Annotated in this window: 14 protein-coding genes and 1 pseudogene; 1 reads left to right on the forward strand and 14 read right to left on the reverse strand. The window is 68.6% G+C overall.

The window, feature by feature from the left end:
* Nucleotides 1–4: 4 nt before the first annotated feature.
* Nucleotides 5–778, forward strand: a complete 774-nt coding sequence (locus VFW69_RS25285) for a 3-oxoacyl-ACP reductase (RefSeq protein WP_526505833.1) — start codon at nt 5–7, stop codon at nt 776–778.
* Here VFW69_RS25285 and VFW69_RS25290 read toward each other — a convergent pair.
* From VFW69_RS25290 to VFW69_RS25355, 14 genes and pseudogenes are all read right to left on the reverse strand, one after another.
* Nucleotides 775–1,734, reverse strand: a complete 960-nt coding sequence (locus tag VFW69_RS25290) for a PPE family protein (RefSeq protein ID WP_526505835.1) — start codon at nt 1,732–1,734, stop codon at nt 775–777. The genes VFW69_RS25285 and VFW69_RS25290 overlap by 4 nt on opposite strands.
* Before the next feature lie 156 nt (nt 1,735–1,890).
* A complete protein-coding gene (locus VFW69_RS25295; RefSeq protein WP_526505837.1) occupies nt 1,891–2,280 on the reverse strand; it encodes a hypothetical protein in 390 nt (129 codons plus the stop codon).
* A 154-nt stretch (nt 2,281–2,434) separates the two neighbouring features.
* Nucleotides 2,435–3,559: an alkaline phosphatase family protein gene (locus VFW69_RS25300; RefSeq protein WP_526505839.1), complete on the reverse strand. Its 1,125-nt coding sequence runs from the start codon at nt 3,557–3,559 to the stop codon at nt 2,435–2,437.
* Nucleotides 3,560–3,580: 21 nt separating this feature from the next.
* Nucleotides 3,581–4,327: a DUF6390 family protein gene (locus tag VFW69_RS25305; protein WP_526505841.1), complete on the reverse strand. Its 747-nt coding sequence runs from the start codon at nt 4,325–4,327 to the stop codon at nt 3,581–3,583.
* Nucleotides 4,324–5,454: a hydrogenase formation protein HypD gene (gene hypD, locus VFW69_RS25310; RefSeq protein WP_526505843.1), complete on the reverse strand. Its 1,131-nt coding sequence runs from the start codon at nt 5,452–5,454 to the stop codon at nt 4,324–4,326. The genes VFW69_RS25305 and hypD overlap by 4 nt, the downstream gene beginning before the upstream one ends.
* A 12-nt stretch (nt 5,455–5,466) precedes the next feature.
* Nucleotides 5,467–5,739: a HypC/HybG/HupF family hydrogenase formation chaperone gene (locus VFW69_RS25315; protein WP_067130897.1), complete on the reverse strand. Its 273-nt coding sequence runs from the start codon at nt 5,737–5,739 to the stop codon at nt 5,467–5,469.
* 68 nt (nt 5,740–5,807) lie between these two features.
* Entirely contained in the window at nt 5,808–6,920 is a 1,113-nt protein-coding gene (gene hypE / locus VFW69_RS25320) for a hydrogenase expression/formation protein HypE (RefSeq protein WP_526505862.1), read from the reverse strand.
* Nucleotides 6,920–7,594 carry a D-sedoheptulose-7-phosphate isomerase gene (locus tag VFW69_RS25325; protein ID WP_526505846.1) on the reverse strand — a complete coding sequence of 225 codons (675 nt, stop codon included), beginning with the start codon at nt 7,592–7,594 and terminating at the stop codon, nt 6,920–6,922. Before VFW69_RS25325 ends, hypE begins: the two co-directional genes overlap by 1 nt.
* Nucleotides 7,591–8,328, reverse strand: a complete 738-nt coding sequence (locus VFW69_RS25330; protein ID WP_526505848.1) for a HypC/HybG/HupF family hydrogenase formation chaperone — start codon at nt 8,326–8,328, stop codon at nt 7,591–7,593. The genes VFW69_RS25325 and VFW69_RS25330 overlap by 4 nt, the downstream gene beginning before the upstream one ends.
* Nucleotides 8,325–10,694: a carbamoyltransferase HypF gene (gene hypF, locus VFW69_RS25335; RefSeq protein ID WP_526505850.1), complete on the reverse strand. Its 2,370-nt coding sequence runs from the start codon at nt 10,692–10,694 to the stop codon at nt 8,325–8,327. The genes VFW69_RS25330 and hypF overlap by 4 nt, the downstream gene beginning before the upstream one ends.
* Nucleotide 10,695: 1 nt before the next feature.
* A complete protein-coding gene (locus VFW69_RS25340; protein ID WP_526505852.1) occupies nt 10,696–10,962 on the reverse strand; it encodes a HypC/HybG/HupF family hydrogenase formation chaperone in 267 nt (88 codons plus the stop codon).
* A gap of 3 nt (nt 10,963–10,965) precedes the next feature.
* A complete protein-coding gene (locus VFW69_RS25345; RefSeq protein ID WP_526505854.1) occupies nt 10,966–11,460 on the reverse strand; it encodes a hydrogenase maturation protease in 495 nt (164 codons plus the stop codon).
* Between the two features lie 16 nt (nt 11,461–11,476).
* Complete coding sequence (locus VFW69_RS25350; RefSeq protein ID WP_526505856.1) at nt 11,477–11,596, reverse strand: DUF6893 family small protein; 120 nt, start codon at nt 11,594–11,596, stop codon at nt 11,477–11,479.
* A pseudogene (locus VFW69_RS25355) lies at nt 11,584–12,439 on the reverse strand (hypothetical protein); the annotation flags it as partial. The pseudogene VFW69_RS25355 and the gene VFW69_RS25350, both read right to left, overlap by 13 nt.

Genomic DNA, 12,439 nt, shown 5'->3' on the forward strand with positions numbered 1-12,439 from the left:
GGCGGTGGATCTCACCCAACGATTGGCGGGCCGCGTGGCCGTCGTCACCGGCTCCGGTGGCGGCATCGGGCTTGCCGCGGCACGGCGGATGCATGCCGAGGGCGCCACAATCGTGGTCGGCGATATCGACGGCGACGCGGGCGCCGCGGCGGCCGACGAACTGTCCGGCTTGTTCGTGCCCACCGACGTGTCCGACGAGGCCGCGGTCAACGAGCTGTTCGATACCGCGGCGCAGGCCCACGGGCGCATCGACATCGCGTTCAACAACGCCGGCATCTCACCGCCCGACGACGACCTCATCGAGAACACCGAACTGCCGGCGTGGCAACGCGTCCAAGACGTCAACCTGAAGTCGGTGTACCTGTGCTGCCGGGCGGCGTTGCGGCACATGGTTCCCGCGCAGAAAGGCTCGATCATCAACACGGCGTCGTTCGTGGCCGTCCTGGGGTCCGCTACGTCGCAGATCTCTTACACCGCCTCCAAGGGAGGCGTGCTCGCGATGTCGCGCGAGCTGGGTGTGCAGTTCGCCCGGCAGGGCATCCGGGTGAACGCGCTGTGCCCCGGGCCGGTCAACACTCCGCTGCTGCAGGAGCTTTTCGCCAAGGACCCCGAGCGGGCCGCCCGCCGGCTGGTGCACGTCCCGGTCGGCCGCTTCGCCGACCCCGGCGAAATCGCCTCGGCGGTAGCATTTTTGGCTAGCGACGACGCGTCTTTCATCACCGCTTCGACGTTCATGGTTGACGGCGGCATCAGCGCGGCTTATGTCACTCCGCTTTAACCGCCGTACTTGTCGGCCGCATGTGAGTCGGGCGGCGCGCTGAGCGCGACCAGGTGGATGGGCTCGCCGACCCGGTCCCCGTGCAGCCGCTCCATCGCGGGGGCGGCGGCCGCCCAGCTGCCCGGCACCGACAGCCCACCGACCGGCGTCCCGCGACCCAGGGCCGCGCTCACGCCGTTGGTGGCAGCCGGCTTTGGGAACAGCGAGCGCAGGGCCGCCGTCTTGTTCATCGAATTGAGGTGGCCAATCGCGAAGTCCGACGGCGCGGTCACGGAATTCAGTTTCGACAGCGACGGGGTGACCGCGGAGAGGGACGCTTCGAACGTCGTCAGCGGCGACGACGACAGGCGTCTGAGGGCCTTCGGTATAACCGACATCACTTCGCAGCCGGCCGATATCACGTCCGGCGCCGACTGGAGAGCCCAATTGCGCTTCGTCACAGCGGGGTTGCCGGGCGGAGCGGGGAAGGGAGCCATTGTTGTCACGGCACCGGCCGCGGATTGGGCGTAGGCGCGCATGGCGGCGGCGTTCTGCGCCCACATCGCGTCATACTCGGCATCGACGTTCGCGATTGTCGCGCTGTTGTGGCCCAGACAATTCGTCGACACCAGCGACATTCGTTGCGTACGGTTGCCGGCGATCGCCGGTGGCGGCACCATCGCGGTGAAGGCCAATTGATGCGCGCCGGCCGCCGCCTTGAGCTGGGTGGCCGCATGCTCACTTCGGGCTGCGACGGCGTCGAGCCAGTCCACGTAGCGTGTCGCGGCTTCGGTGAACGCCGGGCGCTCGCCGGCCGCACCCAGCTGTGCGGTCACCGCCCGGTAGTCGGTCGCCGCGGTGAAAAGCCGCGCTGCCAACGTTTCCCACGCCGCGGCGGCCCGCATCATCGATCCCGCGCCGGGACCGGAATACATCAGCCCGGAGTTGATCTCCGGAGGTAGCGTCGCGAAATCCATTACAGCCTCCGCCTGCCCGTGGCGGTGTCGGTGGTGCCCGAAAACATGAGGGTCTTCTTTCACGAGATAGACACGAGGGTTACAAGCCTTGGGGCGCTCACGTGTCGCGGAAACACACGGTGCATCGGCAGGACACGCCCGGCCCAGGCGCCACGATCAGCGGCGGGCGACGCAGATCTCGGTCAAGATATCTCGGTCGGACGCAATGGCCGCGGGCGCGCGGGTTTGGGGGCCGCCCGGCGCAAACCCTATCGGGGTGAACGACAATGGCGCTGGCGTCAGCACCGATTGCGCTGACAAGCGGTTCCAGGTCAGGGGTCGTTCTTTCGTCATCCACGCGCGGCGGAACGGCATCTTGTTGGTCTTGTTCGCCGGTGCCGAAGGCTGCGAAACGGTCAGGGCGGGCTGGCTGAGGGCGGAGGGACGGCCGGGCATCGGCCCGGCGTGCGCATCGACGGTTGCCGCTGACCGAGCCGCCGGCTCCGGCGGCGCCGCCGCCGCGAAGCTGGGTCGCAGCGCCGACCCCGTGACCAGGGCGATGAACACCCCTAGAGCTGCGGCGACCGCGATGGCTCGCTGCCATCGCCGAGTCTCGCCAACACCCCGGAAAACCACAGTGCACCGAATGTACCGCGTGAAAATCGGTGAACGGTTCCAGCGAGCTGTGAACTCGATCCGAGTCCGGTGTGTGTTTGCGCAGCTACGGCCGGAAAACGATGAGCGGAATCTCCATCTCCGCCGCCGTGCCTCCGCCGTGAAAGCCGACCAGGCGAGCTGTCTCCGGTGGCTCATGTGCGCTGGCCAGCACGGCGGTGTCGCCGGAACAGATGACGACCACGTCGCCGAGCCGCTCGCTGTGTCGCGCGGTGAACGGCCCGAACATGCCGGAGACTATCGCCTGCTCGCGGCCGTACACGGTAGCGCGGCCGTCCAGCAGCTCGCCCCACACGGCCTGCACGTCGCCGGCGGCGCCCGGCTCGGTGTGCAGATACCGCACCCGCGGCTCGCCGGCCACCACCCGGATCCCCTCGGCCAGCCTGGGGTCGGTGTCGAGGTCGATGCGGGCCTCGGGTGGGACGTTGATGCCGCCGTGGTCGGCGGTCACCAGCACCGCCGTGTTCGCGGGCAGCGCGTCGAGCAGGCGGGACAGCAGTGCATCGACGTTCGCCGCCGCGGTATGCCACTGGTCGGAGTCGATACCGAAGACGTGGGCGGCGGTGTCGAGCTCCGCGGTGTAGCCGTACACCAGCCCGGGCGCCGCGCGCAGCTCGTCGGCCAGCAGCCGCGCGTAGTCGTCGGTGGGGTTGGCCGGATGAAATTCGGCGCCGCGGTACGCCGCCTCGGTCAGTCCGCTGCCGATGAACACCGCCGGCAGCACCGCGCGGGCGCTCACGCCGGCGTTTTTGAGCCGTTCGAACCAGGTCGGCACCGGTTGCCACCTGGTGGGGGACGGGTCGTCACGCCACCGGACGTGGCTGAGCACCCGATCGGTGCCGGGCACCCTGAGCGTGAAGCCCAGGATGCCGTGCTCACCCGGCAGCACACCGGTGCCCAGCGACACCAGGCTGGTCGGCGTGGTCGACGGGAATGTGCAGTCCAGCTGGGTCAGCCGCGCGGTGGCGCCGCCCAGCACGGACGCCAGCAGCGGCGCGCTGCCGGCCAGCTGCGGAAGCAGGTGCCAGCCCAGGCCATCCACCAGCGCGACCAGCACCCGGTCGATGCGGTCGGCGCCAACCCACTCCGTCACCGCCAGCTTGTCGACGGCATCCTCAACGTCGAGCAGGGCGGCCGCGGCGGGCAGCACATCGCAAAGAGAACCGGGCACCGGGCCAGTCTGGCGGCGAAGTCAGACGCGCGCCAGTCGGCGGCCGGTCACCAGCAGCTGCCGGTTCGTGCTGTCGGTCAGCGCGCGAAGCTGCGCCGGCGACAGCCGGCCGCACAACCGGCCCCAGTGCACCGCCACCACATCATCGGCGGCCACGTCGGGCACCGCGCTGTACCCGTCAGCCCACACCTCGAGCACGCGCGCCGACGGCTTCGAGAGCGTGAGGGCCTGACCATCCCACGCCAGCCTTCGGCACAACACCTCCACGCGGTCGCTATCGCGGGAAAGCACTGTCCCGGAAGTGATTCGACAGTTGTCGAGCACGTTCAGCGGCTGCTCGACATTGATTTTGCGGCCTCCGCCGGCTAAGAACCGCGTCCACGGATACACCCCGAACACGTGGAAGCAGTGGTTGCCGGCGGCCTCGCGCGCCAGATCCGTGGTGAGGTGCGACCAGTAGTGGCCCGCCTGTGGGCCGATGATTGCGAGCAACGCGTCAAAGAATTCCTGTGGGTCCAGGCCGGCGGCGACACCGCCGCCGAGCCAATACGACTCGACCAGACGATAATCCAGCGGGTCAGCGATGCCGGTCAGCTTCGAGAGCACCCGCAGATACGGCCACGCGCCGGAGAACCTCGTCGCCGCCCCGCGCACGTCGGCGACCGAACCGGCGCGCAGGGTGGCGCCCAGCGGGGGACCACAATAGCCGAGCGCGTTGGGCGCATAGGCGTAGCGGGCGAACATCTCTGCGCCCTTGTCAGAGGTCAAGTGCGCCCCACCAGCTTGACGGCGTCCCGGTGCATGCGGCCGAAGTTGTAGTACGCCGCACAGGCCCCCTCCGGGGACACCATGCACGTCCCGATCGGGGTCTCCGGTGTGCATGCGGTGCCGAATACCTTGCATTCCCAAGGCTTCAGCACTCCCTTGAGCACCTCACCGCACTGACAGGCCTTCGGGTCGGCGACCCGCACGCCGGGCATCGCGAACCGCAGCTCGGCATCGAACTCGGCGAAATCGTCGTGCAGTCGCAGCGCACTTTGCGAGATGAAGCCAAGCCCGCGCCATTCGAAGTGCGGGCGCAGCGCGAACACCTTGCCCATCAGCGCCAGGGCCGCCGGGTTGCCGTGCTCGGGTACCACGCGCTTGTACTGGTTCTCCACTTCGCAGCGGCCCTCGCGGATCTGACGCAGCAGCATCGCAACCGAGGCCAGGATGTCCAGCGGCTCGAAACCGGCTACCACCAATGGCTTTCGATACACTTCAGGGACGAACCGGTAGGGCCGGTTGCCCACCACGGTGGACACGTGCCCCGGGCCGATGAACCCCGACAGCCGCAGGTCCGGCGACTCCAGGATGGCCCTGATCGGCGGCACGATCGTGACGTGGTTGCAGAAGACGCTGAAATTGGGCAGGCCCAGCTCACGCGCCCGAACGAGCGTCACCGCGGTCGACGGCGCGGTGGTCTCGAAACCGATGGCGAAGAACACCACGTGCTTGTCGGGATGGTCGACCGCGATCTTCAGCGCGTCCAGCGGCGAGTAGACGAACCGCACGTCGGCCCCGCGGGCCTTGGCATCCAGCAGGCTGCCGTGCGACCCGGGCACCCGCATCATGTCCCCGAAGCAGGTGAAGATGACGTCGGGTTGGCCGGCCAGCCACATCGCGTCGTCGATGCGTCCCATCGGGATCACGCAGACCGGGCAGCCCGGGCCGTGCACCAGTTCGACGTTGTCGGGCAGCAGATGTTCGATGCCGTGCCGGTAGATGGTGTGCGTGTGCCCGCCGCACACCTCCATGAACTTGAAGCCCTCACCGCCCGTCCCGGCCAGATGCTCGATGGCCGCCAGCAGCTTGCGCGCCGCCGCCGGGTCGCGGAATTCGTCAACGAATTTCATTGCCGCTCCTCGTCAAACGATGGCCGACGAATCGAAGGCCTGCATTTCGGTCGTGTAGGTATCGCCGAGTTTCTTGATGGCGGCCAGAGTCAGCAGCGCCTCGGTTTCGTCGATCTTGGCCATCGCGAACCCGACGTGCACCAGCACCCAGTCGTCCGGTGCGGGCATGTCGTTCTCCAGCAGCCGGACGCTGATCGCCCGCTGCACGCCACTGACGTCGACCTTGGCCAAACAGTTGGCGGGATCGGTGATTTCCACGATCCGGCCCGGAATTCCCAGACACATGTTCGGTTATCTCCTTTCTCGTGGCGACCGCCGCGCCCGCTTTGCCGCGCTTGCGATCGCCACGTCTTCTAACAGATTCGCGGCAACGGATCTCCGACGAGCATGTCGACGATCCGGGTACCGCCGAACCCGGTGCGCAGCACCACGCTTTCGGCGGGTTCGGGGACGATTTCCCCGACTTGGGCCGCATCGGCGCCCAGCGGATGTGACCGTAATGCGTCCAGCCCGGCCTGGGCTTCCTGCGGCGCGACGACGGCGACGAATTTGCCCTCGTTGGCGACGTAGAGCGGATCGATGCCGAGCAACTCGCAGGCGCCATTGACCATGGGCGCCACCGGAAGTCGCTCCTCTTCCAGAAGCACGCCGAGGCCGCAGGCCTGGGCCAACTCGTTGCACACCGTTCCCACGCCGCCCCGCGTCGCATCACGCATCCATCGGGTGGACGGGGCGGCCGCCATCAACAACTCCACCAACGGGCTGACCGACGCGGTGTCGGAGGCGATGTCGGCCTCGATGGCCAGATCGCCCCTGGCGAGCATCACCGCCATGCCGTGATCGCCCATCGACCCCGACAGCAGCACCTTGTCTCCGGCGCGCACCGACTGTGCCGACAGCGTGCGGCCCGCGGGGATGACACCGGTTCCGGCGGTGGTGATGAACAGTCCGTCGGCCGCGCCCTTGGGTACCACCTTGGTGTCGCCGGTGACGACCTGCACGCCGGCCGCGGCGGCCGCGGCGGCCATGTCGGCGACGATCTCCCTCAGTTCCGCGATGGGGAAACCCTCTTCGAGCACGAATGCCGCCGAGATCCAGGACGGCACGGCACCGGCCACCGCCAGGTCGTTGCAGGTGCCGTGGATGGCGAGCTCGCCGATGGACCCGCCGGGAAACCGGCGGGGCTGCACCACAAACGAATCCGTCGACATGGCCACCCGCTCGCCGCTGGGCAGGGCCAGGACGGCGCCGTCGCCCAGCGATTCGAGCAGCGGGTTGCGAAACGCCTCCAAGAACACCGCGTCCACCAATGCGGCCGACGCCTTGCCACCCGCCCCGTGCGCCAGGGTCACATGATCGTCGAGGAGTCGGGGGCGACGCCGGCGGAACGACTCGATCCGCTCGATCACGTCGCCTTCGCCGAACCGCGGTCCCGACGACAGGTAGTCACCCGCCGGCTTATTCATCATGCCGCCCCCAAACCTTGATCGTCGCCGAGACATTCGTGAACTGCCAGCCACAACTGATAACCCAGCAGCGCCTGCGATTCCTGAATCCGGTGCACGCTTTGCGAACGAACGACGAAGCAGGCGTCCACGTTCGGGTTGTTCACGAAGGCGCCGCCGTCGTAGCCGGCGAAGCCGATGGTGTACAGGCCGCGGTTGCGCGCCTCGGCCAGCGCGGTCAGTAGGTTGGGTGAATTGCCGCTGGTCGACATCGCGATCGCGATGTCGCCGTCCCTCGCGCGGGCGATCAGCTGCCGCGCGAACACCAGCTCGAAACCGACGTCGTTGCCCAGTGCCGTCAGGATCGCCTGATCGGCGGTCAGCGACCACGCCGGAAGCGGCTTGGCGAGCGGCGGCCGCGCGAACAATCCCGCGAGCGTGGTGCAGTCGGTGCAACTGCCGCCGTTGCCGAACGTGAACATCCTTCCGCCGGCGGCGAACCGGCGCGCCAACTCGCTGGCGGCCGCCGCCAGCAGCCCGGCGTTGGCTTCCAGCGTGGCGCGCCGCAGCGCCAGGCTTTCGGACGCCTTGGCCTGTGCGGACGCAGCCAGGTCGGCGAGCAGTGCGGAGGGGTCGTCCTCTTCGGCGTCGATGAACGGGTACAAGAAGTTGGTGGGCTCGTCGGTGGGGCTCATGAAACACCTCCTTGCTCTTCGTCATCGTCGATGCGGCTGATCGCCGTGCCGGCATGCACCAGCACCAGCTCGCCGAGTGCGACGGGGTCGACGAGTGTGGTGACCACATTCTCGATTCCCCGCGCGGTGCGTACGCTTGCCTGACCGTCGACCGACGCGCTCACCACTTCACCCGGTCGGCCTTCGTCACTGCACGTGACACATACCCCGTTGCCGTCGTCGCACTCGGGCTTGAGCAACCCGGAATGCTCGAAACACACATGGGTCAGCTCCCACAACAGGTGGTAGAACAGCACGAAGCCACCGGTGGCGGGCACGCGCGGGTCGGGATCATCGAGCCATAGCACGTGATCGGCCATGCCCGCCGTGGGTTGCGCGCCGCTGCCGATCCAGATAGTGGTGGCGCCCCAGGCCGGGCCGCGTCGCATCACCGAGCGCACGTCCGCATTGTCCGCACCGGAGATTGCGACCACGATGTCGCCGGGCCGAACCGAAACCCGCACCAGATCCACCAGATCGGGTCCGGTCAGTGCCACGGCCGGCAGGGCCCGCTTGCCCATGATGACCGGATGGACGAATTCGACCGCGATGTGCAGCGCATGGGGTTCCCACGACGGCGCGATGGACCACATCGTGGCGCCCGCGGCAAATCGCTTGGCCAGCGTCAGAGCGGTGGCGGCGAGGTCTTCGGCCAGTTCGGCACTCAGCCCGCGATCGATGGCGGTGGTGATCATTGCGTCAACGCCTCCTCCCGCGCCGTCAGCACCGCGACCGCGGCCTGGCCCAGGGCCAGCCCCCCGTCGTTGGGTGGCACGGTGTGATGGGTAAGAACCTCAAATCCGTTCTTCTGCAGACGCGAACGGCAGGCGCCCAACAACAGGACGTTCTGAAATACCCCGCCGGTGAGACCCACCAGCGCAGTGCCGCCCGCCACCTGGGTGACGACCTCGGTGACGGCGACGGCGACCGCGCGGTGAAACGCCGCGGCGAGTACCGCCGGTGGTGTCCCGGCGTACAGCGCCGCGACCATGGTTTGCACCATCGGGGCCGGATCGATCACCCCGTCGGGGCGCACCGCCAGCGGCATCGCCGGCTGCGTGCCTGTTTGGCCGGCCGCCTGCGCCAGCGCCTCGAGCTCGATCGCGGCTTGCCCCTCGTAGTCGATGCGGTGCCGCACGCCGAGCAGGGAGGCGACCGCGTCGAACAAGCGGCCCATGCTCGAGCACGGCACGCAACCCGCCCCCGTCTCCAATTGCGAACCGACCAGGCGCAGCTCGTCGGCGGTCGCGGCGGCCACCGGTGCCAGGTCGGGGGTCCAGTCGATGCCGGCCATCCACAACTGGGACAGCGCCATCCGCCACGGATTACGCACCGCCGCGTCGCCACCGGGCAGCGGGACCGCCAACAGGTGCCCCGCCCGAACGAAACGGTGGCTTCGGGCGTCGAGGGTGAGAACCTCACCACCCCAAATCGTTTCATCGCAGCCGTAACCGGTGCCGTCGAAGGAGACCCCGACGATGGGTTCGCCGAGGCGCCCGTGTTCGGCCAGCAGTGACACCACGTGGGCGTGGTGGTGCTGGACCAGATCCAGCGGGCGTTCGTCCGCCCGGCGCTCGGCCCAGCTTCGGGTGTGATAGCCGGGATGCAGGTCGGCGGCCAACCGCACTGGCCGGCCGCGGATCTCGCTGAGCTGGCTCACCGCCCGCTCGAACGCGCGCAGCGTCTCCCAGGTGGCCATGTCGCCGATGTGGCCGGACAGGTACGCCCGGTGGCCGTCGGTGAGGCAGAAGGTGTTCTTCAGTTCGCCGCCCACGGCCAGCACGGCGGGAGCCTCGAGCTTCAAGTCGATCGGCAGCGGCGCGTAGCCGCGGGATCTGCGGATCGGCAGCTCGTGGGCCCCCTCCTCATCGTGGACGACGCGCACCACCGAGTCGTCGCACGGCACGTGGATCGGACGGTCGTGATCGAGCACGGCGTCGCACAGCGCCGAAAGCCGGTGTCTAACATCGCTATCCGTGAAGCAGATGGGCTCATCGGAGCGGTTGGCACTGGTCAGCACCAGCGCGTCGGGCACCGGCCCGGGGTTGCCGGGAACCGGCGCCAGTAGCAGGTGATGAATGGGCGAGTACGGCAGCATCAGCCCCAGCAGCGGGCTGCCGGGCGCGACGGCCGCGGCGACCGGCGCGTCGGCGCGCCGCTGCAGTAACACGATCGGGCGGGCCGGACTGGACAGCACCGCGGCCTCTGCGTCGTCGACGTGGGCGTAGCGGCGCGCCACGCCGAGATCGCGAACCAGCATGGCAAACGGCTTGGCGCCGCGCGCTTTGCGCGCGCGTAACGCGTCGACCGCCGTTGCGTCATCGACCGTGCACGCCAGGTGGTAGCCGCCGACTCCCTTGATGGCCACCACGGCGCCGGATGCCAGCGCGACCTGGGTTGCGGTCAGCGCCGCGTCCGAGCCGCTCACCCGGCCGGCCGGCGATGCGAACCACAGGCTCGGCCCGCAGTGCGGGCAGGCGATCGGCTGGGCGTGGAATCGGCGATCCGCCGGATCGTGGTATTCGGTGGCGCAGCGCGCACACATGGCGAACCCCGACATCGTGGTGGCCGGCCGGTCGTAGGGCAGTTGGGTGATGATGGTGAACCGAGGTCCGCAGTTCGTGCAGGTCACAAACGGATGCCGGTAGCGCCGGTCGAGCGGGTCGAACAATTCGGCGATGCATTCGTCGCACACCGCGATGTCGGGCGGGATCGGGGTGGTCATGCCGGCGGCTAATTGACTTGGCACGATCCGGAATTCGGGTGGGCACGCGGCGTCTGCGGCGACGTCGGCGACGCGCACGTCGGTGATGCGTGCCAGGGGCGGCGCTTCCGCGCGCAGCCGGCGCCCGAATTCCGCCACCGGGCCGGGCCGGCCCTGCACCTCGAGAAAGACCGCACCTGAGTCGTTACCGACGAATCCGGCCAGACCCAGTTCGGTCGCGATCCGGTGCACGAACGGGCGGAAGCCGACGCCCTGCACCACGCCGGTCACCATGACGCGCTGCCGCACTAGGGTGTCAGGGGGGCCGGGCCGCAACAGCAGGGGGGTATCGGTCATGTCAACCGGCCTCCGGGTGCGGTGTCAGGTCGGTGCGGCCCCGGCCCATCAGCTCCAGGCCGGCCATGGCCTGTTCGGCCCCGGCCTGATCCGTCTTCTCGACGACGAAGCCCATGTGGATGATCACCCAGTCGCCGGGCGCGAACGTCTCTTCCGGCAACATGCCGACGTTGACCTTGCGTTGCTCACCGGTGACGTTGACGAGTGCGAGCTGTCCCTCGAAACCGTCCAGCATTCTGATGACCTGTCCCGGTATACCCAAACACATTGCTCAGCACCCCGTTTCGGCCGCCGAAGGCGCGGCCTGCAACGCCGCGACGATCTCTTCCACCGCCCGGGCCGCGCGGGGGACTGCCTGTGCGACCGGTTCGGTGAGGCCAATGCCCTCCTGGACGCTGCCCGCCTCGCAGCCGACCACCACGGTGTAGGGCGGATGGCCACCCAGCGCCCGCAGGCTGGCGAAGACGGCGGCGGGGTCCATGCTGTGCCCATCCAGACCGTTCGGCTCGGGCGACGAATCGTGGTCGGCCTGAAAGACGTGCAACGTGCCGGGATGGCCCCGGCTGGGCACGGCGTCGACCAGCACCAGCGTGTCCCACTCTTCGAGCAGGTCATACGCCAGGTGCATGCCCCGGATTCCGTAGTCGATGACCTGGACCGTCGGATCATCCTGGGGCAGCTCGGCGTTGCGAACCACTTCCGAGCCGAACCCGTCGTCGCCCAGAAAGATGTTGCCGATCCCGGCTACCAGGATGCGCGTCGTCATGGTGGCACCCGGGTCGTTACATACGCCTCAACTTGAGATAGCGGCGGGCATCCGGCAGCGATAGGGCACCGAGCGCCAACCCGACCGCTGCCACCAGCGCGACGATGGCGATGAAGATCCAACCTAGGACTTCCATAGTGAACTCCTTTCAGGGGTTTGTGCTGTGCTGCGACTGCAGCGGTTCGATTTCGTCGGGGGAGAAGTACAGATAGCGGCCGTACCAGTCGTGCAGCTCCGCCGCGGGGTCCTCGTCGACGACGACGCCGACGTGCTTGTTGCCCTCGACGTCCTCATGCACCGACGTGACGCGGGCAGTCTTGCCGGCGACGAAGATGTCCTGGGCGTCGGCGTTGCGCCGCGGGCGTAACCGGACCTTGCTGCCCCGCGCTATCCGGACCCCGTTCACCAGCACCGCGTCGATCTCGGGGCGAACGGCGTTGTCGGCCAGTGGATCCCACCAATCCACTCCTTCGGGGATCTCGGGTACCAACCCGGCGGGGACATTGAACGCGTGCGGATCGCGCAGCACGCCGTGCAGTCGCGCCATGGCCTCGGGCGACATGGCATCGCATTCGTCGATGATTCGCGCGGCCCGCGGGTCGGTCGCCCGGGCCTGCGTCTTCTCGTCATCGGTCATGGTCATCACGCGCAGGGTGAGGATCTCGTCGATCTCCGTGCAGTCGTACAGGGCGGTGTCGCTCTGTTCGGCGACCTCGGGGTGGTCGTAGAGGATGATCGGTGAGATCAGCAGCGTGTCGTCGGTGCCCGGGGGGCCGGCCAGTACCGGGAAGCAGCGGTGCCGGCCGCACCGGGACACCGCATCGGTCGCGGACTGTGGCGGCTCGAGCAGCGAGATGAACCGGCCACCAACCACTTCGGCGATGAGGTGCGTTCCGATCATGGATCGCGCGATCGCGTCACCCTTGTCGCCTGCGGGTGCACCGGTGTTCGCGACCCGCACCGAAACCCGCCGCAGATC

Origin of the sequence: Mycobacterium sp. (genome assembly GCF_036273375.1) — a bacterium.
Classification (GTDB): Bacteria; Actinomycetota; Actinomycetes; order Mycobacteriales; family Mycobacteriaceae; genus Mycobacterium.

Bases quoted from the DNA above. Each gene is read 5' to 3' on its own strand.
- VFW69_RS25290 (WP_526505835.1), bottom strand. From the start codon at position 1,734: ATGGATTTCGCGACGCTACCTCCGGAGATCAACTCCGGGCTGATGTAT.
- hypD (WP_526505843.1), bottom strand. From the start codon at position 5,454: ATGAAATTCGTTGACGAATTCCGCGACCCGGCGGCGGCGCGCAAGCTG.
- VFW69_RS25315 (WP_067130897.1), bottom strand. From the start codon at position 5,739: ATGTGTCTGGGAATTCCGGGCCGGATCGTGGAAATCACCGATCCCGCC.
- hypE (WP_526505862.1), bottom strand. From the start codon at position 6,920: ATGAATAAGCCGGCGGGTGACTACCTGTCGTCGGGACCGCGGTTCGGC.
- VFW69_RS25325 (WP_526505846.1), bottom strand. From the start codon at position 7,594: ATGAGCCCCACCGACGAGCCCACCAACTTCTTGTACCCGTTCATCGAC.
- VFW69_RS25330 (WP_526505848.1), bottom strand. From the start codon at position 8,328: ATGATCACCACCGCCATCGATCGCGGGCTGAGTGCCGAACTGGCCGAA.
- hypF (WP_526505850.1), bottom strand. From the start codon at position 10,694: ATGACCGATACCCCCCTGCTGTTGCGGCCCGGCCCCCCTGACACCCTA.
- VFW69_RS25340 (WP_526505852.1), bottom strand. From the start codon at position 10,962: ATGTGTTTGGGTATACCGGGACAGGTCATCAGAATGCTGGACGGTTTC.
- VFW69_RS25345 (WP_526505854.1), bottom strand. From the start codon at position 11,460: ATGACGACGCGCATCCTGGTAGCCGGGATCGGCAACATCTTTCTGGGC.
- VFW69_RS25350 (WP_526505856.1), bottom strand. From the start codon at position 11,596: ATGGAAGTCCTAGGTTGGATCTTCATCGCCATCGTCGCGCTGGTGGCA.